General features: G+C 73.3%; 17 protein-coding genes and 2 pseudogenes. 14 read left to right on the forward strand and 5 right to left on the reverse strand.

From position 1 onward, the window contains the following. Positions 1–214: 214 nt before the first annotated feature. From ACPFP2_RS23370 to ACPFP2_RS23395, 6 genes and pseudogenes are all read left to right on the forward strand, one after another. Positions 215–1,552 carry an acetyl-CoA carboxylase biotin carboxylase subunit gene (locus ACPFP2_RS23370; RefSeq protein ID WP_424091421.1) on the forward strand — a complete coding sequence of 446 codons (1,338 nt, stop codon included), beginning with the start codon at positions 215–217 and terminating at the stop codon, positions 1,550–1,552. Between the two features lie 204 nt (positions 1,553–1,756). Then, positions 1,757–2,668, forward strand: a complete 912-nt coding sequence (locus tag ACPFP2_RS23375) for a hydroxymethylglutaryl-CoA lyase (RefSeq protein WP_424091556.1) — start codon at positions 1,757–1,759, stop codon at positions 2,666–2,668. 278 nt (positions 2,669–2,946) lie between these two features. After that, positions 2,947–4,479 (forward strand): acyl-CoA carboxylase subunit beta, encoded by a 1,533-nt coding sequence (locus ACPFP2_RS23380; protein ID WP_424091423.1) that lies wholly within the window; start codon positions 2,947–2,949, stop codon positions 4,477–4,479. Positions 4,480–4,658: 179 nt separating this feature from the next. After that, a complete protein-coding gene (locus tag ACPFP2_RS23385; RefSeq protein WP_424091424.1) occupies positions 4,659–5,813 on the forward strand; it encodes an acyl-CoA dehydrogenase family protein in 1,155 nt (384 codons plus the stop codon). A 117-nt stretch (positions 5,814–5,930) separates the two neighbouring features. After that, a pseudogene (locus ACPFP2_RS23390) lies at positions 5,931–6,177 on the forward strand (helix-turn-helix domain-containing protein); the annotation flags it as partial. Positions 6,178–6,272: 95 nt separating this feature from the next. Beyond that, positions 6,273–8,651, forward strand: a pseudogene (locus ACPFP2_RS23395) (ATP-binding protein); the annotation flags it as partial. A gap of 209 nt (positions 8,652–8,860) precedes the next feature. On the opposite strand, the gene ACPFP2_RS23400 reads toward ACPFP2_RS23395, so the two are convergent. Further along, positions 8,861–9,370, reverse strand: coding sequence for a MarR family winged helix-turn-helix transcriptional regulator (locus tag ACPFP2_RS23400; RefSeq protein WP_424091426.1), 510 nt, complete (start codon positions 9,368–9,370; stop codon positions 8,861–8,863). Between the two features lie 100 nt (positions 9,371–9,470). Between ACPFP2_RS23400 and ACPFP2_RS23405 the strand changes: the two genes are divergently transcribed. Together ACPFP2_RS23405 and ACPFP2_RS23410 are read left to right on the forward strand one after the other, a co-directional pair. Continuing rightward, a complete protein-coding gene (locus ACPFP2_RS23405; RefSeq protein ID WP_424091428.1) occupies positions 9,471–10,049 on the forward strand; it encodes a YceI family protein in 579 nt (192 codons plus the stop codon). A 243-nt stretch (positions 10,050–10,292) separates the two neighbouring features. After that, complete coding sequence (locus tag ACPFP2_RS23410; RefSeq protein WP_424091430.1) at positions 10,293–11,771, forward strand: glutamate--cysteine ligase; 1,479 nt, start codon at positions 10,293–10,295, stop codon at positions 11,769–11,771. A 28-nt stretch (positions 11,772–11,799) separates the two neighbouring features. Here the strand turns inward: ACPFP2_RS23410 and ACPFP2_RS23415 are convergent, their stop codons facing one another. After that, positions 11,800–13,152 (reverse strand): hypothetical protein, encoded by a 1,353-nt coding sequence (locus ACPFP2_RS23415; protein ID WP_424091431.1) that lies wholly within the window; start codon positions 13,150–13,152, stop codon positions 11,800–11,802. 114 nt (positions 13,153–13,266) lie between these two features. Between ACPFP2_RS23415 and ACPFP2_RS23420 the strand changes: the two genes are divergently transcribed. Together ACPFP2_RS23420 and ACPFP2_RS23425 are read left to right on the forward strand one after the other, a co-directional pair. Then, complete coding sequence (locus tag ACPFP2_RS23420) at positions 13,267–13,929, forward strand: PASTA domain-containing protein (RefSeq protein WP_424091433.1); 663 nt, start codon at positions 13,267–13,269, stop codon at positions 13,927–13,929. A 114-nt stretch (positions 13,930–14,043) separates the two neighbouring features. Next, entirely contained in the window at positions 14,044–14,814 is a 771-nt protein-coding gene (locus tag ACPFP2_RS23425; RefSeq protein ID WP_424091435.1) for a PASTA domain-containing protein, read from the forward strand. Between the two features lie 33 nt (positions 14,815–14,847). Here ACPFP2_RS23425 and ACPFP2_RS23430 read toward each other — a convergent pair whose 3' ends face one another. Next, entirely contained in the window at positions 14,848–15,345 is a 498-nt protein-coding gene (locus ACPFP2_RS23430; RefSeq protein ID WP_424091437.1) for a hypothetical protein, read from the reverse strand. Between the two features lie 102 nt (positions 15,346–15,447). Continuing rightward, complete coding sequence (locus ACPFP2_RS23435; protein WP_088976751.1) at positions 15,448–15,732, reverse strand: hypothetical protein; 285 nt, start codon at positions 15,730–15,732, stop codon at positions 15,448–15,450. Positions 15,733–16,356: 624 nt separating this feature from the next. Between ACPFP2_RS23435 and ACPFP2_RS23440 the strand changes: the two genes are divergently transcribed. The 3 genes from ACPFP2_RS23440 (at position 16,357) to ACPFP2_RS23450 (ending at position 17,981) form a co-directional block, all read left to right on the forward strand. Continuing rightward, the gene (locus ACPFP2_RS23440; RefSeq protein WP_424091439.1) at positions 16,357–17,238 is read left to right on the forward strand and encodes a helix-turn-helix domain-containing protein; all 882 of its coding nucleotides are present in this window, start codon (positions 16,357–16,359) and stop codon (positions 17,236–17,238) included. Continuing rightward, positions 17,208–17,429 (forward strand): DUF397 domain-containing protein, encoded by a 222-nt coding sequence (locus ACPFP2_RS23445; RefSeq protein WP_424091441.1) that lies wholly within the window; start codon positions 17,208–17,210, stop codon positions 17,427–17,429. The genes ACPFP2_RS23440 and ACPFP2_RS23445 overlap by 31 nt, the downstream gene beginning before the upstream one ends. 147 nt (positions 17,430–17,576) lie before the next feature. Beyond that, positions 17,577–17,981: a hypothetical protein gene (locus ACPFP2_RS23450; protein ID WP_424091443.1), complete on the forward strand. Its 405-nt coding sequence runs from the start codon at positions 17,577–17,579 to the stop codon at positions 17,979–17,981. On the opposite strand, the gene ACPFP2_RS23455 is transcribed toward ACPFP2_RS23450, so the two are convergent. Then, on the reverse strand, positions 17,949–18,557 hold the full coding sequence (locus ACPFP2_RS23455) for a hypothetical protein (RefSeq protein WP_424091445.1): 609 nt from the start codon (positions 18,555–18,557) through the stop codon (positions 17,949–17,951). The genes ACPFP2_RS23450 and ACPFP2_RS23455 overlap by 33 nt on opposite strands. Before the next feature lie 216 nt (positions 18,558–18,773). Here ACPFP2_RS23455 and ACPFP2_RS23460 point away from each other — a divergent pair, with 216 nt between their 5' ends. Then, the gene (locus ACPFP2_RS23460; RefSeq protein WP_424091447.1) at positions 18,774–20,636 is read left to right on the forward strand and encodes a S8 family peptidase; all 1,863 of its coding nucleotides are present in this window, start codon (positions 18,774–18,776) and stop codon (positions 20,634–20,636) included. The last annotated feature ends 31 nt before the right edge of the window (positions 20,637–20,667 follow it).

The following is a 20,667-nucleotide window of genomic DNA, read 5'->3' on the forward strand; positions in this document are numbered from 1 at the left end:
CCCGTCCCGCCGCCCCACCCTCCCGCGGTCGATCTTGCACTATGGGTTATTGATATGCGTGCCGTGCACCTTTTGTCGCCACCGAAACTGCAAGATCGCGGGGGTGGGGTGTGGTGAGGGTGTGGGTGGGGGGTGGGTGGGGTGGGGAGTCGTGAGTAGCGGGGGGTTGTGGTTACCTGGCAGCCGTCCCCACCCCTGGACGTCGGGAGGAAACATGATCGAGTCGCTGCTGGTCGCCAACCGGGGCGAGATCGCCCGCCGGATCATCCGTACCGCCAGGCGGCTCGGCATCCGTGCGATCGCGGTGCACTCGGAGGCCGACGCCGGCCTGCCGTTCGTCACCGAGGCGGACGAGGCCGTCTGCGTCGGCCCGGCCAACCCGGCGCAGAGCTACCGGAACGTGGAGGCGATCCTCGCCGCCGCGAAGTCCACCGGCGCGCAGGCGATCCACCCCGGCTACGGCTTCCTCTCCGAGAATGCGGACTTCGCCCGTACCGTCGAGGCCGGCGGGCTGATCTGGGTCGGCCCCGGCGCGGACGCGATCTCCGCGATGGGCGACAAGATCAACGCGCGGAACCTGATGGCGGCGGCCGGGGTCCCGGTCGCGCCCGGCACCACCGACCCGGCGGCCGACCTGGACGCGGCGGTGGCCGCCGCGGCGGAGATCGGCTATCCGGTGATGGTCAAGGCCGCGGCCGGTGGCGGCGGCATGGGCATGGGCGTGGCCGACGACGAGGAAGCGCTGCGCACCGAGTACGACAAGGTGCGCTCGTTCGCCGAGCGGATGTTCGGCGACGGCTCGGTGCTGATCGAGCGGTACTTCCCCCGGGTACGCCACGTCGAGGTGCAGATCCTCGGCCTGGCCGACGGTCGGGTGGTGGCGCTCGGCGAGCGGGAGTGCTCGGTGCAGCGGCGCAACCAGAAGCTGGTCGAGGAGTCGCCCTCCCCGGCGGTCTCCCCGGAGCTGCGGGAGCGCTTCCTGGCTGCGGCGGTACGCGCCGGTGAGGCGGTCGGCTACCGCAACGCCGGCACGGTCGAGTGCCTGTTCGACCCGGCCACCAACGAGTTCTTCTTCCTGGAGATGAACACCCGCCTCCAGGTGGAGCACCCGGTGACCGAGCTGGTCTACGGCGTCGACCTGGTCGAGGAGCAACTGCGGGTGGCCGCCGGCCTCGCGCCGACCTTCGACCCGGACGCGCTCGCCCCGCGCGGGCACGCCATCGAGCTGCGGATCAACGCCGAGGACCCGAAGCGCTTCCTGCCCGGCCCCGGTGTGATCAAGACCTGGGTGGAGCCGACCGGCGAGGGGGTCCGGGTGGACTCCGGCTACGTCGAGGGCAACACGGTCACCCCGTTCTACGACAGCCTGATGGCCAAGCTCATCGTCAGCGGCAGCGACCGGGCCGAAGCGATCCAGCGGGCGAAGGCAGCCGTGGCCGCCTTCGACCTGGCCGGCCCGAAGAACAACCTCCCCTTCTTCGCCGAGCTGCTGGAGAACGCCGAGTTCCTCTCCGGCGACTACGACACCGGCATCGTCTCCCGCATGCGCTGACCCCCCTGCTCGCCCACCCACCCACCCCACCCCACCCCGCGCGGCCGCGCCGTTGATCATGAAGTTATTGCTGCGACATGCCGACACGGCGGGCAATAACTTCATGATCAACGCAGGTGGGGAGGGGGCGGGGTGGGAGGGTGGGAGAGTGGAGGTACCCCAACACGTAAACCCGTCACAGTGAGGTGACCCCTTATGGCGGAACTGCCGGACTTCGTCTCCATCCGGGAGGTCGGGCCACGGGACGGGCTCCAGAACGAGGAGCCGATCCCGACCGACTCCAAGGTGCGACTGCTCGACGCCCTGTCCCGCACCGGCGTACGGCGGATCGAGGCGGTGTCGTTCGTCCACCCGAAGGCGATCCCGCAGATGGCCGACGCCGACGAGGTGTGGCAGCGGGCCACGAAGGCGGACGGGGTGCGCTACACCGCCCTGGTGCCGAACACCCGGGGTGCGCAGCGCGCCCTGGCCGCCGGTTTCACCGAGATCGAGGTCGTCGTCTCGGCGAGCGACACCCACAACCGGCGCAACGTCAACCGATCCACCGACGAGTCGCTGGACGACATCGCCGAACTGATCGACCTGCTGCACGGCGCGGGAGCCCGGGCCGAGGTGATCGTGGCGACCAGCTTCGGCTGCCCGTACGAGGGGGACGTGGACCCGCGGCGCGTCGCCGGCATCGTCGACCGGGTGGTCCGGGACGGCGCCGACCGGGTGGCGTTCGGTGACACCACCGGCATGGGTACGCCCCGTCGGGTCCGCGAACTGCTCACCGCCGTACGCGACCGCAACGCCCACGTCCCGGTGCTGCTGCACTTCCACAACACCCGGGGCACCGCGCTGGCGAACATGCTCACCGCCCTGGAACTCGGCGTCACCGAGTTCGACGCCAGCGTCGGCGGCCTGGGCGGCTGCCCGTACGCGCCCGGAGCCAGCGGCAACCTGGCCACCGAGGAGGCCGTGCACATGCTGCACGACATGGGGATCGACACCGGCATCGACCTGGACGCGCTGATCGAGGCCGCCGAGCTGGCCGAGGAGTTGACCGGCAAGCGCCTGCCCTCGGGTGTCCTGCGCGCCGGCCCCCGCACCCGCCTCACGCCCCTGCCCGCCTGAGCCCGCCTTCACGGCCGACCTGCGGCGGCCCTACCGATGATCGACTCCATGTCGCGGAAATGGCGCTGTCCGGCCCGTCGGACACCGCCACGTCGCCGACATGGAGTCGATCACGTGCGATGGCCAGTGGCGTCCCGCGCGGAGGGGCACCCCGCGCGGGATGGCGGGAGGGTGTGCGGCGGGTCGCCGGAGGGGGCGACGATGCGCTAGCCTAACGATCGTTCAGGTCAGGCGGGTCCGCTCACGAGGCGGACGGCGCAGGGGGCGAGGGAGTCGGCGTGACGCTCGACGGTGAGGCACTGGAGCAGCTGCGCAAGCGCGCCCGGGCCGGCGGTGCGGACAAGTACCACGCGGCGAACGCCGCCAAGGGCAAGCTCTTCGCCCGGGAGCGGGTCGCGCTCCTGGTGGACGAGGGGTCGTTCGTCGAGGACGGCCTCTACGCCAACGCGATGGCCGAGGGGCTGCCCGCCGACGGGGTGGTCACCGGCACCGCCACCATCGACGGCCGGCAGGTCTGCCTGATGGCGAACGACTCGACGGTCAAGGCCGGCAGTTGGGGCGCGCGTACCGTCGAGAAGATCATCCGGATCATCGAGCGGGCGTACGCGACCGGCGTGCCGATGGTCTACCTTGTCGACTCGGCCGGCGCCCGGATCACCGACCAGGTCGATCTCTTCCCGGGCCGGCGTGGCGCCGGGAAGATCTTCTGGAACCAGGTCCGTGCCTCCGGCTCGATCCCGCAGGTCTGCGCGCTCTTCGGGCCGAGTGCGGCGGGCGGGGCGTACATCCCGGCGTTCTGTGACGTGGTGGCCATGGTGGACGGCAACGCCAGCATGTACCTCGGCTCGGACCGCATGGTCGAGATGGTGACCGGTGAGAAGACCACGCTGGAGGCGATGGGCGGGGCCAAGGTGCACTGCGCCGAGTCCGGCGTCGGGCACTTCCTCTGCAAGACCGAGGCCGACGCGCTCGACGTGGTGAAGCGGTACCTGTCGTACCTGCCGGCGAACTGGCAGCAGCAGCCGCCGGCCGTCGAGCCGGTGCCGGCGTCCGAGAAGGTCGACCTGGCCGCGCTGGTGCCGGCCAGCGAGCGGCAGGCGTTCGACATGCGCCGGTACGTCAAGGGCCTGCTCGACGACGGCAGCTTCTTCGAGATCCAGGCGCTCTGGGCCAAGGAGCTGACCATCGGCTTCGGCCGGCTGAACGGTGAGGTCGTCGGCGTGGTCGGCAACAACTCGATGTTCAAGGGCGGGGTGCTCTTCGTCGACTCGGCCGACAAGGCGACCCGGTTCGTGCAGCTCTGCGACGCGTTCAACGTGCCGCTGCTGTTCCTGAGCGACGTGCCCGGGTTCATGGTCGGCAGCGCGGTGGAGAAGCAGGGCATCATCCGGCACGGCGCCAAGATGATCACCGCGATCTCGGAGGCGACCGTACCGAAGATCTGCGTGGTGGTCCGCAAGGCGTACGGCGCGGGCCTCTACGCGATGGCCGGCCCCGGGTTCGAGCCGGACGCCACGATCGCGCTGCCCACCGCCAAGATCGCGGTGATGGGCGCGGAGGCCGCGGTCAACGCCGTCTACGCCAACAAGATCGCCGCGATCTCGGACGAGGCCGAGCGGGCCGCCTTCGTCGCCGCGAAGCGCGCGGAGTACGAGCGGGACATCGACGTCGTCCGGCTCGCCAGCGAGCTGGTGGTCGACGCGATCGTCGAGCCCCACGAACTCCGCGCCGAGCTGGTCCGCCGGTTCGCCGCCGCCCGCACCAAGGAGCGGCACTTCTCCCGGCGTCGGCACGGCGTCACCCCGGTCTGACCCGCACCGGCGGCCCGGCCACCGCACCGGCGCCGCCGCTCCCCTGGATGCGCAGATCCCCATCCGTCCCGCAACACCCGAAGCGCAACACCCGACCAGCAAGGCCCGGACCGCACCGGCCAGCACGACCCGTCCCGGCGTCACGAGCGCCCGGCGGCCCGTCCACACAGGAGGATGAGATGGACTTCCGGCTCAGCGAGGAACAAGAGGCGCTGCGGTCCAGCGTGCGGGAGTTCGCCCGCGAGGTGATCGCCCCGGTGATCGGGGAGCACTACGAGAAGCACACCTTCCCGTACGAGATCGTCCGGCAGATGGGCAAGATGGGCCTGTTCGGCCTGCCCTTCGGTGAGGAGCACGGCGGCATGGGCGGCGACTACTTCGCGCTCTGCCTGGCCCTGGAGGAACTGGCCCGGGTCGACTCCAGCGTGGCGATCACCCTGGAGGCGGCGGTCTCGCTCGGCGCGATGCCCATCTACCGCTTCGGCACGGACGAGCAGAAGGCGCAGTGGCTGCCGAAGCTGCTCAGCGGCGAGGCCCTGGCGGCCTTCGGGCTGACCGAGCCGGGCACCGGCTCCGACGCCGGGGGCACCCAGACCCGGGCGGTGCTGGACGAGGCGACGAACGAGTGGGTGATCAACGGGTCGAAGGCGTTCATCACCAACTCGGGCACCGACATCACCGCGCTGGTCACCGTCACCGCGGTCACCGGCACGCGGCCGGACGGTGCCAAGGAACTGTCCACCATCATCGTGCCGTCGGGTACGCCAGGCTTCACGGTCGCGCCGGGGTACTCCAAGGTCGGCTGGACGGCCTCGGACACCCACGAGCTGACCTTCGACGACTGCCGGGTGCCGGTGGCCAACCTGCTCGGCGAGCGCGGCCGCGGGTTCGCCCAGTTCCTGCGCATCCTGGACGAGGGTCGGATCGCCATCGCCGCGCTCGCCGTCGGCCTGGCCCAGGGCTGCGTCGACGAGTCGATCAAGTACGCGAAGGAGCGTCACGCGTTCGGCCAGCCGATCGGCAACTACCAGGCGATCCAGTTCAAGATCGCCGACATGGAGATGAAGGCGCACACCGCCCGGCTCGCGTACTACGACGCCGCCGCCCGGATGCTGGCGGGTGAGCCGTTCAAGCGACAGGCCGCGATCGCCAAGCTGCACGCCAGCACCGTGGCCGTCGACAACGCCCGCGAGGCCACCCAGATCCACGGCGGCTACGGCTTCATGAACGAGTACCCGGTGGCGCGCTTCTGGCGGGACTCGAAGATCCTGGAGATCGGCGAGGGCACTTCCGAGGTGCAGCGGATGATCATCGCCCGCGACCTGGGCGTCTGAGGCGTCGACGGGTCCCTGCCACGCTCGCCGGGTGGCGGGGACCTGTCGTATTCCGGGGCGTCGGCGATACGACGTACCGGTGTCCGCCGTCGTATCCCATCCGTACCCTTCCTGCCCATGACTCCGGCTCATGATCACCAGTTGGGCCCGGGTGGTCGTACCCCCCTCGGGGAGCTGTTGCGGGGGCACCGGTCGGCCGCCGGTCTGACCCAGGCCGAGCTGGCCCAACGGGCCGGGATCGGCGTGCGGACGGTCCGCGACCTGGAACGCGGCCGGGCCAGTCGGCCGCAGCGCAGCACCGTCGAACTGCTCGCCGACGCGCTCGGCCTCGCCGACGGCCCCCGGGCCACGTTCCTGTCCGCCGCCCGAGGCCGGACCACGGGCCGAGCCGCCGCCGAGGGCGGGCACCACGCGGTCGCCGCCGGCGCCGCCTCCACTCCCGCCGCCTCCGCCGGTACGCCGTTCGCGCTCCCGCCCCCGGTCGAGCTGATCGGCCGGGAGCAGGACCGGGCCGACCTCGCCGCGCTGCTCACCGACGAGGCGGGGCCACCGGTGGTGAGCCTGGTCGGGCTCGCCGGGGTCGGCAAGACGGCGCTCGCCCTGGCGGTGGCGCACGAGGCGGTCGACGCGCACCCGGGCGGGGTGGCCGGGGTGCTGGTCGGTGAGGGCTCCGACCCGGCCGACGTGCTCGCCGCGGTCAGCGCGGTCCTCGGCGCGTCCCGCCTGCCCGACCTCGCGGCACGGCTGCGGGGCCGTCCGGCGCTGATCCTGGTGGACGCGGTGGAACGCGCACCGGACCCGGTCGCCGAGGCGTTGCGGCGGCTCACCGACGCGGTGCCCACCCTGCGGGTGCTGGTGACCGGCCGGCACCCGGTGGGCGTACCGGGGGAGTTGGTCCGGCCGGTCGCCCCGCTGGACGTTCCCCCGCCCGACGTGGTCGACGCCACCGAGCTGGCCCGCTACCCGGCGGCGGCGCTCTTCACGGTCCGGCTCGCCCGGGTCCGCCGGGAGCCGCCCGACCGGCGGGAGCTGCCGGCGCTGGCCGCGCTCGTGCGCCGCCTCGGCGGGCTGCCGCTCGCGATCGAGCTGATGGCGGCCCGGGGTCGGATCCTGGACCTCGGCGAACTGCTCGACCGGTACGGCGACCGGGTCCTCGACCTGGCCAGCGCCGACCTGGGCCGGCGCGGATGGGAGCCGGCCGGCTCCGCCGTCCGGGCCGCCGTGGCGGTGACCCTGCGCGAGGCCGTGGCGACCAGCTACCGCCTGCTCGCCCGTCCCGAGCGCGCGGCGCTGCGGCGGCTCTCGGTCTTCGCCAACCGGTGGTCGGTGGAGCTGGCCGAGGAACTGCTGGCCGACGGGACCGGCACCGTCACCGACCCGGTTCCACTGCTGGACCGGCTGGTGGAGCTGGGCCTGCTCAGCGTCCGTGGCACCGGGTCGTTCCGGTTCCGGCTGCTCGACGCGGTGCGCGACTTCGCCGGTGAGCGGGCGGCCGGCCGTGGCGAGCTGACCGCGATCCGCCGCCGGCACGCGGTGGTGGTGACCCGGTTGGTGGTGCGTACCGCGCCGGAGCTGGTCGGTCCGGAGTTGTCCCACGCGGTACGCCAGTTGGACGAGGTGACCAGCGACATCAGCGCCGCCCTGGCCCACGCGGCCACCGACGACCCGCTCACCGCCCTGCGGCTGGCGGCGTCGCTGACCCGCTGGTGGCGGCTGCGTGGCCGGGACGTCGCCGGTCGGCAGTGGCTGCGGCGGCTGCTGGCGGACCCGCGTACCGCCGACGCCGACCCGGTGCTGCGGGCGTGGGCGCTGCTCGGGGTGGCCCGGCTGGCCGCCGAGCACGGCGCCGGGGCGCAGGAGCTGCCGTCGGCCCGGGCGGCGCTCGACGCGTTCACCGCGCACGCCGACGTCACCGGTGAGCTGGAGGCGCGTACGGTGCTCTGCGCGCTGCTCATCGCCACGGGCGGGTACGACGAGGCGCGCGACCAGGCGCGGGCGGTGCTCGCCCTGGCCACCCGGCACGGCCGGGTACGCGACATGGCGGTCGCCCAGAACAACCTCACCTGGCACGAGATCCGCCTCGGCGATCTGACCGGCGCCCGACGCCGACTCGCCCGGGTGGATCGACTGGCGGCCCAGTGCGGTGAGCGGCGGCTGCGGCTGCTGGCCCGGGCCAACCTCGCCGAGGTCGCCCGCCACCAGGGCCGGTACGCCGAGGCGGTGGAGCTGGGCCGGCGGGTGGCGGCGGCGCTGGCCGAGCTCGGCGATCCGGGGCACCGCCGCCGGGTGCTCGGCACGGTGGGGCTGGCGCTGGCCCGGGACGGCCGGGCGGACGAGGCCGCCGAGGTCCTCGCCGAGCTGCGCGCGGACGCGGGCCGGGCCGACGGTGCGGTGTCCGGGTCGGGACGCCCCGGGCCGGTGGCGGCCGACCGGCCGGCCACGGCGCTCGGGGGCCGGGCGGTGTCCGGGCTCGCGGCGCGGGCGACGTCGCCCGCCGTGGCCGCCCCGCCCGGGGGCGTCCCGTGGGAGGGCCTGCCGCCCGGGGTGGCGGCGTCCGCGGCCGTCCGGCCGGAGGAGGGGATCTGCGCCCTGATCGAGGGGACGGTGGCGCTGCACCGGGGTGACCGGGAGTTGGCGGCGGAGTGGTTCGGCGTGGCGGTGGAGGCCGGCGACGGCGGCCAGGACCGCCGGGACGTGGTCGAGGCGCTGGTGGGCCTGGCGGCGAGTACCGGCGATCCGGCCGTCCGGAACAGTCTGGACCGGGCCTGCCGGGAGAGCGGGATCCGGCTCCTGCCGTACGAGATCGGGCTGCTCCACGACTCCCGCGCGGGCACCTGAGACCCCCGCGCGGCCGGAGGGCGGGGGAGGCGCGAGCGAAGAAGCCCCCTGACACCCCTCGCTGCATCGCTCGCGCCCTGCACCCCCCGGTGCTCCCCCGCGCGGGTCGAACGTTAGCCAGCCGAGGCGTCCGCTTTGCGCGTCTTCCCGGGGTTGTCCTGACCGGCTGCCGTGGTTCTGCCGGTGGTTCTGCCGGTGGCTCCGGCGACTCAGGTCAGGGGCGAGGGAGGCTCGTCGGCCGGGGCGGTGTCGGTGCTGCCGGCGGTCGCGCCCGGGTGGACGGCGTCGCGTACCCGGCGCAGGCCGTCGAGCATCGCCGTGAGGGCCTCCGGTTCGAGCTGGCCGGTGAACCACTGCTCGATGATCCGCAGGTGGCCGGGGAGGGTGTCGTCCAGCCGGCGCAGCCCGGACGGGGTGACCACGGCGTACGAGCTGCGCCGGTCGGACGGGCAGGCGCGCCGGCAGAGCAGTCCGTCGCGTTCCATCCGGTCGACGACCCGGGTGACGCCGCTGGTGGAGAGGGAGGTCTGGGCGGCGAGGTCGGTCATCCGCAGTTGGTTGCCGGGAGAGCGGGCGAGGCGCATCAGCACCTCGAACTCGACGGCCGAGAGGCCGTGCTCCTCGTACTGGGCGGCGAACCGGGCGGACAGCCCGGCGTGCGCCTCGACGAGCAGGCCGACGGCGGTGATCCGGGGGTCGTCGAACACGTTCTTCTCCACCTGGTCATCCTATCAGTGGTTGACACGGGGAATATTGCTGTGGGTATAGTTGCTCAGTCAGTCGTTGGACTACTAAACATTCTCTCCGGAGGGCAGCTTCATGACCAGCACCGAGTCGGTTACCCGCGACTGGGAAGGCCTTACCATCCCCACCGCCGGCACCTACCTGCTGGACGCCGCGCACAAGCGGGTCGGCTTCGTGGCGCGACACATGATGGTCAGCAAGGTGCGTGGCGAGTTCGCCGACGCCTCCGCCACCATCACCGTCGCCGAGGACCCGATGCAGTCCGCGGTCACCGCCACCATCCAGGCGGCCAGCATCGACACCAAGCAGGCCGACCGGGACGCGCACCTGCGCAGCCCCGAGTTCCTCGACGTCGAGACCTTCCCGACGCTGGAGTACCGCAGCACCGCGGTGAAGTCCCGCGACGGCAACGAGTTCGTCCTGCTCGGTGACCTGACCATCCGGGGCGTCACCCGCCAGGTCGAGCTGGAGGTCGAGTTCGAGGGCGTCGGCCGCAGTCCCTTCGGGCAGGACATCTTCGGGTTCTCCGCCAGCACCGAGATCGACCGGGAGGACTTCGGCCTGACCTGGAACGTGGCCCTGGAGACCGGCGGCGTCCTGGTCGGCAAGAAGATCAAGATCGAGATCGAGGGCGAAGCCGTCCGTCAGGCCTGAGCCACCTCGGCACGAAAGGCCCCCGCCCCCTCCCCGAGGGTGGGGGCCTTCGCCACATCCGGGTGCGAATCGTCACGTGATGGTGGCAACCTGTACCGGTGCCGACGGGTGGCAGATGGGTAGAGAGGCCCGCAGCGCCGCCGACCCATGGCCCTGGCCCTGGCGAGATGTCGCTCTTACCGTGGTTGTTCACAACGCGCGACGGAACGACCCCGTTCCGCGCGCCTCGCGCCTGGAGGGCACATGGGCAGAGACGTCGAGCAGGGCGCCTTCTCCCGGGAGGACCGGGTCCGCTACCGGCAGAAGGTCCGGCGCTGTCTGGACGTCTTCGCGTTGATGCTGGACGACTTCGGCTTCGACGCGGACCGACCGATGACCGGCCTGGAGATCGAACTCAACCTGATGGACCCGGCGGCCGAGCCGGCGATGCGCAACGAGGAGATCCTGGCCGCCATCGCCGACCCGCTGTTCCAGACCGAGCTGGGCCAGTTCAACCTGGAACTCAACGCCAAGCCCCGACTGATCGAGGGCACCGGCTTCGCCGACTACGAGCAGGACCTGCGCAGCAGCCTGACCCGGGCGGACGAGCGGGCGGCGAAGTCCGACGCCCGGATCGTCCTGGTCGGCATCCTGCCCACCCTCACCGAACGGCACCTGGTGGCGGACAACCTCTCCACCAACGAGCGCTACCGGGTGCTCAACGACCAGATCGTCGCCGCCCGGGGCGAGGACATCGAACTCGACATCCGGGGCGTCGAACGGCTCCAGACCCACACCGACTCGATCGCCCCCGAGGCCGCCTGCACCAGCCTGCAGTTCCACCTCCAGGTCGCGCCGGACAGCTTCGCCGACTACTGGAACGCCTCCCAGGCCATCGCGGGCGTCCAGGTCGCGGTCGGCGCCAACTCCCCCTTCCTGTACGGGCGACAGCTCTGGGCGGAGACCCGGATCGCGCTGTTCCAGCAGGCCACCGACACCCGACCCGACGAGCTGAAGGCCCAGGGCGTACGCCCCCGGGTGTGGTTCGGTGAGCGGTGGATCACCTCGATCTTCGACCTGTTCGAGGAGAACGTCCGCTACTTCCCGCCCCTGCTGCCGATCTGCGAGGACGAGGACCCGGTCGAGGTACTGCACGCCGGCGGCGTACCGCAGCTCGCGGAGCTGCGACTGCACAACGGCACCGTCTACCGCTGGAACCGCCCGGTCTACGACATCATGGGCGGTCGCCCCCACCTGCGGGTGGAGAACCGGGTGCTGCCCGCCGGCCCGACCGTGGTCGACATGCTGGCCAACGCCGCCTTCTACTTCGGGCTGGCCCGAGGGCTCGCCGAGGCGGACCGACCGATCTGGAGCCAGCTCACCTTCAGCTCCGCCGAGGAGAACTTCCACGCCGCCGCGCGCCGGGGCATGGACGCCGTCCTGCACTGGCCCCGCCTCGGCGACGTACCGGTGACCAAGCTGGTCCTGGACACCCTGCTGCCGACGGCCGCGACCGGCCTGGACCGGTTCGGCGTCGCCCCGGCCGAGCGGGACCGGCTGCTCGGCATCATCGAGCAGCGTTGCCGTACCGGCCGCAACGGCGCGGTCTGGCAGACCGAGGCGGTCTGGGCGGCCGAGCGGCGGCACGGCCTGGACCGGGACGCCGCGCTGCACCACATGGCCGGCCGCTACGCGCAGCTCCAGCGCAGCAACGAGCCCGTGCACACCTGGCCGGTCGACTGACCCGACGCCGTGCCCGGTCGGCCGCCGGTCAGCGGGTGCGGCGGCCGGGCCGGGGCTTCGGGCCGGTGCCGGGGGCCGCTTCGTCCGATCGCTCGCCCGCGGACGTGCCGCCGGACGCCGGCTCGGCGGCGGAGGCGTCGCCCGTCGCCGGATCGACCGGGGTCGGGCCGGCTCCGGTCGGGCCGGCTCCGGTGGAGTCGGGCGAGGTGCGGCCACGCCGGGCCGCGACGCCGCGCGGCCGGGGAGCGGTGGCCGGGCCGGCGGGCTCGGTCGCCCGGCCGGGCTCGGCCCCTGCCTCGGCGAGCGTCGGATCCGCCACGTTGAGCGTCGGGCCGGCCGTGGTGGCGCCCGCTCTCGGCGTACGGCCGGTGCGCCGGGCACCGGTGAGTGCGGGTGCCTCGGCCCGGCCCGGGTCGTCGGTGGGGTGCTCGTCGACGATCGTGGGTTCGCCGGTGCGCTGCCGGGGCACGGTCACCTGCTGCCCGACTGCGGCGCGGCGGTCGGCGCGCTGGGCGAGCGCCGCCACCAGCATCGAGCCGGCCGCACCGATCACCACCGCGTACGGGGCGAAGAGCTGGGCCGACACCTGCGCCGGGGTGATCGAGGCGAGCCGGGGCACGGCGAGGAGGTAGGCCACCGCGACCAGCAGCGGTCCGGCCGCCCCGGAGACGGCTGCGCCGAGGCGGCGCTCCGCCACCCGGGCGGTACGCCGTGCGGTCAGCGTGCCGATCACCAGCGCCGAGCCGGCGGCGAGGAGGACTCCCGGCCAGTACACGTAGTCGCGGAGCCAGAAGCCGGGCCGGTCGCCGCTGATCTGCCAGATGCCGAGCTGGGCGGTGGCCAGGCCGCGTCCGGCCAGCACGCCGTCCACCACCGAGACCACGGCGAGCAGCCAGAGCCAGCCGACGGTGGCGACCACGTTGGTCGCGGCGGCCCGCGACGAGAGCGCCCAGAGGGCGGCCAACAGCCCGAGCAGGACCCCGACGGCCGCGTACCCGGCGGCGACGGTCTGCGGGGCGAAGATGTCCGGCACGGTGGCCGCCCGGGCCGGCACGGCGACCAGCAGCACGGTCAGCGCCGCGCCGACCGCCCCGCCGACCGCCAGCGTCACCCGGCGCAGCGTGCTGTCCGGCGGCGCGTCGGCGTCGGCGCTCCGGGCGTCGAGTCGCTGCGCGCAGACGGCGCCGAGCACGCCGGAGACGGCCGCGATCCAGGTCGCCCACGCGAGGCTGGCGAACCACGCCGCCTCGGTCCGCGCGGCCTCGGCCGGCGCCCAGTCGATGATGCCCAGCCCGTAGGCGAAGCCCAGTTGTGCCGCGCCCACGCCGGCAGCCACGCCGACCGCGGTGGCGACGGATGCTCCCCAGCCTCGTCTGGCCATGCGGGGCAGCGTAGCGTCCCCTGGTCGGTCCGGCGAGCCGTGGCGATGCCGCTCGACGTGCGGTGACGGGTTGGCGGCACCCGGTACGGTCGCCGGTGACGAGGCGGGAGCGCGATGAGCGACGGACACACCCTTTCGGACGGTGCGGCGCCCGGGCGGCCGGGTCGGGCGTCCCCGGTGCTCGGCGGCGCGTTGGCGCTGGTCCTGTTGGCCTCGGTCGGGGCGACCGTCGGGTGGCTGTTGGCCGACCCGGGCGAGTCCCCGACCGTGCCGTCGGCGGCCACCCCGACCACCGGCGTCCCGTCGCGCTCGACCGTGCCGGCTCCGGCGCCGCCCGCCACCACCCGGCCGGCCGGTCCACGGACCACCTCGCCGGCCCCGTCGCGCACCTCGTCCGACCTGACGGTGCCCGCGCTCGTCGGCACGGACTTCGAGAAGGCCCGTGCGGAGTTGCGGGACCGGAAGCTGAGTTGGCGGCTGGTCTTCGGCAGCGGGTCGGGACGCGACGTGGTGCGGACCGATCCGGCGTCGGGCACCCCGGTCGCCCGGGGTACCACGGTCCACGTGTACGTGGCCGGGCCGGCCCCGCAGGTCGAGGTCCCCGACCTGGTCGACGACGACTGCGCCGACGTCGCCGAGGACCTCGGTGAGCGGGGCCTCTACCCGCGCTACCCGACGGGCCGCGCCGGCACGGTGACCGCCCAGGTCCCGGCGGCCGGCGCGACCGCCCGCTGGAACGACCAGGTCGCCGTCTCCTGCGGCGAGGAGCAGGACTGACCGCAGGCCCGGGTCGCGGGCGGGTCGCGGCGCTGGTCCCGGTGCGGGGTGACCGCGCCCGTTACCGTGGACGGGCGAGGGCCACGACGCCTGCCCGGTGGGAGAGGACGTGCGATGAGCGACGACCGCCAGGAGCCCGCCGACGACGCGACACGCCCGCTGCCCCCGCCCGAGGACCGTGCCGCCGCCGCGCCACCGCCGGCGGACACGACGGCCCGGCACGAGCCGCTGGACGCGACGGCTCCCCAGGAGCCGATCGACCGGACCCGGCCGTTGCCTCCGACGGATGCCGGGCCCTCGACGGAGCCCGCCCCGACCGTCTGGTCCGGGCGGGCGGGGGTGCCGCCACCCCGTCCGGCCGAATACCAGCCCGCCGAGTGGTACGGCGAGGAGCAGCGCCCGGGCCGCTGGTGGATGCCGATCCTGCTCGGGATCCTGGCGCTGCTCCTGCTCGGCGCCCTCGGCGCGGGCATCTGGCTGGCGCTGCGAGCGGCGGACGAGCGGGACGACGACCCCACCCCGCCCCCGCTGCCGACCAGTGCTCCGGCGACCACGGCCGCCCCGACGAGCGCCGCGCCCACCACCGAGCCGCCGAGCACGGCACCGACCACGGCGGCGGCCCGGGTGCCGATGCCGCCCCTGGTGGGGCAGTCCCGGGCGACCGCGGAACGGATCCTGGACCGGATCGGCCTGTCGTACCGGGTGGAGAGCCGGGAGTCCGCGGAGCAGGCGCCGGGCACCGTGATCGAGACCGACCCGGAGGCGGGTGAGCCGGTCCGCCCCGGTGAGGACGAGGTGACGCTGGTGGTGGCCACCGCTCCGTCGCCCTCCCCGTCGGCCACCGACTCGGACGAGCCGACGCCCGAGCCGAGCCCGACCCCCTGAGTCACGGCACGCCCGGGTCACCGCGTCCCCGGGTCACCACATCCGGCGTCTGGTCCCCACCAGGCCCAGCCCGGCCAGCGAGATCGCCAGCCCGAGCAGTCCCGACCAGAGGAGCGACTGGCTGAGCGCCTGTCGCTGGTCGGTCGACGACCGGCCGGCCGGTGCGCCGGCGAGCGCCCCCTCGCCGCCGCCGGCGCCCGGACCGGTGCCGGTCGTCGGGTCGGTGCCGCCGGCCGGGTCGCCCGCGGTGTCCGGCTCCGTCCCGGCCTCGGGGCCCCGCCCGACGTCGGCGGGGAGGCTCCAGTCGTCCGGGTCACCGGGGTCGCCCGGATTCGCGAGGTCGGGTGGGGCCTCGGCGACGGTGATCTCGGGGGCCGGCACCGGCTCGGCCAGCCGGGTCGCCGACTCCGCCGGGTACCGCACCACCACGACGAGCGTGAGGGCGGCGCCGACCAGCGCCATCAGCCCGAAGGCGTAACCGGTACGGGACCTGTGGTGCCGCCGCGCGGCGGGCATAGGAAGCATGGCCATCCCAGGTTCAGGGTCCGGGACGCGCGGGGTGGAGACGTTCGCCGGGGTGGGCGTACCGAGTCTATGGCGACGGCGCGCCCCCCGACCGGGTAATGGCGCAGCTCAGCCCACCGGAACGGGGGTCCGGTTGAGCGGCCGTCGGGGCCGTACGGTGTGCGGGCGCGGCGCGGGCGCGGCCTGGAGCGTCCGGAGGCCGGCCTGCTGGACGAAGATCGACCGTCGGTTGACCGCGTCCCCCGAAGCGTTCAACTCGTAACCGTCGAGCCAGAGCCAACCGTCGTAGGTGGGCCAGTCGAGTACCCGGATGACCCGGAACGTGATGGGTCTGAGGAACTGGACACTCGCCGCGCGAGTCACGTGCAGTACGTCACCAGAGCGGGGAAGCACATGGGCTCCTGTGGAGATGTGGCCGGCGGTGCCGACCGGAGGTGATCGGGGGAAGTGTTCGGTCTCGTGGGCGGGTCGTGCCCCGTGGACCGGTGGATCGGTCGGTGCTGGTCGGGCCGTACCCGCTGGTGGCGGACCGCCACCCGACCATCACCCGGCTGCTCCCGGGTACCGCTCCCGCCGCCGCAGCCGTCCGGCGTGCAGCGGCGGGGTCCTCACCCCGGGGCAGGTCTCGTCGTCGCAGCCGGCGCGGGCCACCCGACCGTCGCCCCGGTGCCGGTGGGTTCGCCACGGCGGGGAAGCGTCCGGAGACGGTGAGTGATCCGAGCCATACGGACAGACTGCATCAGCGTCGTGCGACATGCAAGTTGCACGTCGAGTTTTGCCGATACGTGAGTGCGACACGTGAACGAGGCGCTTGATGACGCCGACCCCGGGGCGGCACACTGGACGCCGGTTTCGCCCGTCGCGGCCGGTCGACGACCGGCACCACCCCTGCCGCGAACGATCGCCCGCCATCCGGTCGCGCCCTCGGCGGGTGTGGACGCAGGCGCGAGCGACCGGAGGTAACCGGGTGAGCGCGAGGCAAGGCCGTCGCCGTCCAGCGATCCGCGGGGTGACGCGGTGAGCGAGCGGCGCAGCCCCACCATCCGGCGTCGCCGGCTGGGGGCGGAACTTCGCCGCCAGCGGGAGGCCGCCGGGATCACCATCGAGGTGGTCGCCGAGCAGTTGGAGTGCTCCGCCTCGAAGATCTCCCGGATCGAGACCGGCCACACCTCGGCCACCCCGCGCGACGTCCGGGACATGCTGCGGATCTACGGCGTGGTGGGCACCGAGAGCGACGAGCTGGTGCAGATCGCGCGGGAGGCCCGGCAGAAGGGGTGGTGGCACCCGTACAGCACGGTTCTGGTCGGGGCGTACGTCGGACTGGAGGCGGCGGCCAGTTCGATAAGGGCGTACGAGCAGCAGGTGGTGCCGGGACTGCTGGAGACCGAGGAGTACGCCAGTGCCATGATCCGGGCAGCCCGTCCGGACTTCACCGTCGACCAGGTGCAACAACGGGTGCGTGTCCGTCTGGGGCGTCAGTCGTTGTTGACCCAGGACGATCCGGTCGATCTGTGGGTGGTGCTCGACGAGGCGGTGCTGAGCCGGCCGGTGGGTGGCGACGACGTGATGCGTGGCCAGCTCAAACGGTTGGTGGAGGTGGCCGAACTGCCGAACGTGACGTTGCAGGTCCTGCCTTTCGAGGTGGGCGCGCACGCCGGCATGGACGGCACGTTCACCATTCTCAGCTTTCCCGAACCGAGTGATCCCGATGTCGTGTACGCGGAGAACGCCACGGGTGGGCTCTTCCTGGAGAAGAGCGACGAACTGCAGAAGTACAGCTTCATCTTCGATCACATTCGAGCAGCGGCCATTCGCCCGGAGGAATCCATAGCTCACATCGCGAAACTGGTAGAGGAGCCGCTGTGGAAATGGCGACCAAGGAGTACCCCGTGGACCTGACGCGGGCGACGTGGTTCAAGAGCTCGAAGAGCGGGCCGAACTGCGACAACTGCGTCGAGGTGGCGTACGTGACGGGGGCGGTCGGGGTCCGGGACTCGAAGGACAAGGCAGGCCCGGCCCTGATCTTCGCTCCGGGCGACTGGCACGCCTTCGTCGCCGGCGCGCGGGGTGGCGCGTTCATGCAGCACTGAGCAACGCAGCGTGGCGTTGACGACGGGTCGGTCGGGATCTCCCGGCCGGCCCGTCGCCACATCCGCCCCGTCTCGTTGAACCCTCGGTACGGCGCTGGTAGACGACCCGCCGCACGGATCGACGACCGAGCGAGGCAGGCGAGACGGATGACGACGATCGGTTCAGACAACCTCACGAACGGCCCGGGCAAGGCGGAACGGTTCGGGGGCAAGTACCGGGGTGCCCGCCGGGACACCGTCTTGACGGAGGTCGTGTCCACCGACACCGAGATCGGCGGGCGGGACTCCGGCACGGCCGCCCAGGAGCACGCCACCCCGCTGTCGTTGCCCTCGCTCGACCCGAACCCGCTCACCGAGCCGTCGTTCCCGCCCGCCGGCTGGCCGGTCGGGCCGGCCGACTCGCTGGTCGACCATCCGCTGCTGCGCGGCCTGCTGCTGGAGCTGCCGCCGAGGGGGAGCGTGCCGCCCCCGGGCTGGCTGGACCGGTGGTTCGAGGCGACCCGGGCGATCCTCGAACTGCTATACGTGCAGGGGGCCGGTCGCTCGCGCTGACACCGCCGACGCGGCGGGGGCCGGTGCCGCCGGCAGCGCCCGCTCGGCGAGCCGGCTGTGCCGGAGCGCGTGGCGCACCCCGATCGCGACGACCACGAGCCCGCCGACCGTGACGGCCGGGCCGGCGCCGGCGGCGAGATCGAGCCCGGTGGCGGAGAGCGCAGGCGGCAGCGTGGCCAGGGCGGTCACCTGCACCGGCAGGCCGATCAGCGGGTGCGCCGCGGCGGCCCGCAGGCCGTGCGGCGCGGGGGTCCCGGGCGCGGTGGCGAACGCGCGCGTGCCGGCCCGGAGCCGGCGCGTCCGGCGTACCGTGCAGACCGCCACGACGAGCGCGGGGGCGGCCGCCAGCGTCAGGCCGGCCGCCGTCCGGTCGAGCGGCGTGTCTCCGGCGCTGGTCAGGCCGGCGGCCAGCGCCGTCGCCGTCAGGCCGAGGCCGGTCAGGGTGAGGGCGAGCAACCATCCGGTACGCCGGCGCAGCGCACGGGCGCGGTCCAGCCGGGGCAGTCCGTCCGCCACGATCCCGGCGGCCGACCAGAGCACGGCGATCGGCACCAGGGCGGCGAGTTCGCTCTCCATGTCGGACAGCCTTGCCCAATTTCGACGGTGACGAATCCAGGGTCGTCCCCTGTCCGTCCCCCATCGCACCCGTAGGGGGCCATCCCTCCGGTGTTATGGGTAACTCGGCATGTTTATCGGGGCGTTATCCAGGTCCTACTCTTGATCGATCGGTGGCCGTCGATCTGCCCGTCGTGGGTGGGCGGACGCCGGCCACCTGGTCGAGGGAGGTAGAGGATGGCACTTGCACGCAGGTCCCTACTCGTCGGACTGGCCACGCTGGCCATGGTCGCGACCGCCACGCCGGCGATGGCGGCCGAACCTGTCGGAACGATCCGCGCCGCAGGCGGCCCCACCGCCGTGACGAACAGCTACATCGTCGTCTTCAAGGACAGCGCCGTAGCCCGCGCCCGCGTCGGTGACGACGCCCAGCGGCTGGTCGGCCGGCACGGCGGCTCGGTCGCCCGCACGTACGGCGCCGCGCTGCGCGGCTTCGAGGCCCGGGTCGACGCGCGGGCCGCCGCCCGCATCGCCGCCGACCCCGCCGTGGCGTACGTGGAGCAGAACCACACCGTCTCGATCGCCGGCACCCAGACCAACCCGCCGTCCTGGGGCCTGGACCGGATCGACCAGCGAAGCCTGCCGCTGGACAACTCCTACACGTACCCGAACACGGCGAGCAACGTGCACGCGTACATCATCGACACCGGTATCCGGTTCAGCCACAGCGACTTCGGTGGGCGGGCCGTCTCCGGCTACGACGCGGTCGACGGCGGCTCCGCCGACGACTGCAACGGTCACGGCACGCACGTCGCCGGCACCGTCGGCGGCACCGCGTACGGGGTGGCCAAGGGCGTCCGGCTCGTCGGCGTCCGGGTGCTGAACTGCCAGGGCAGCGGCACGAACGCCGGGGTCATCGGCGGCGTCGACTGGGTGACCCAGAACGCCGTCAAGCCGGCCGTGGCGAACATGAGCCTCGGTGGCGGCGCCAACAGCACGCTCGACACCGCCGTGCGCAACTCCATCAACTCGGGCGTCACCTACGGTCTGGCGGCCGGGAACGACTCCGGCGGCAACGCCTGCAACACCTCGCCCGCCCGCACCGCCGAGGGCATCACGGTCGGCTCGACGACCAACACCGACGCCCGGTCGTCGTTCTCCAACATCGGCACCTGCCTGGACATCTTCGCCCCGGGCTCGTCGATCACCTCGGCCTGGTACAACAGCGACACCGCGACCAACACCATCAGCGGCACCTCGATGGCGACCCCGCACGTGGTCGGCGCGGCGGCCCTGGTCGCCTCGGCGAACCCGTCCTGGACCGCGCAGCAGGTCCGCGACTACCTGGTCAACAACGCCACCAGCAACGTGGTCGGCAACCCCGGCACCGGCTCGCCGAACAAGCTGCTGTACGTGGTGAACGGCAGCACCCCGCCCCCCACCAACGACTTCTCCGTGTCGGTGTCGCCGACCTCCGGCTCCACCGCGCCGGGCGGCTCCGTCACCGCCACCGTGGCGACCGCCACCACCAACGGCTCCGCCCAGTCGGTGAGCCTCTCCGCCAGCGGGCTGCCGGCCGGGGCGACCGCCTCGTTCAACCCGGCCACGGTCACCTCGGGTGGCTCGTCGACGCTGACCATCGCCACCTCGGCGAGCACGCCGTCCGGCACGTACGCGGTGACCGTCACGGGCACCGCGGCCTCCGGCTCGAAGACCGCGACGTACTCGCTGACCGTCACCGGTGGCGGTGGCGGCGGCTGCTCCGGCACCAACGGCACCGACGTGGCGATCCAGGACGGCGCCACGGTGAGCAGCTCGATCTCGATCGTGGACTGCAACCGGAACGCCTCGTCGAGCTCTAAGGTCGCGGTGAACATCGTGCACACCTACCGCGGTGACCTGGTGGTCGACCTGGTCGCCCCGGACGGCTCGGCGTACCGGCTGAAGAACAGCAGCTTCTGGGACGGCACCGACAACATCAACACCACCTACACCGTCAACCTGTCGGGTGAGGCGGCGAACGGCACCTGGCGACTCCAGGTGCGCGACGTCTACGCCGGCGACACCGGCTACATCAACACCTGGACGCTGACCCTCTGAGGCCCGCGTGACGGCCGAGGCCCTTCCCACC

Origin of the sequence: Micromonospora citrea (genome assembly GCF_049629545.1) — a bacterium.
In the GTDB taxonomy this organism is placed as follows: Bacteria; Actinomycetota; Actinomycetes; order Mycobacteriales; family Micromonosporaceae; genus Micromonospora; species Micromonospora citrea_A.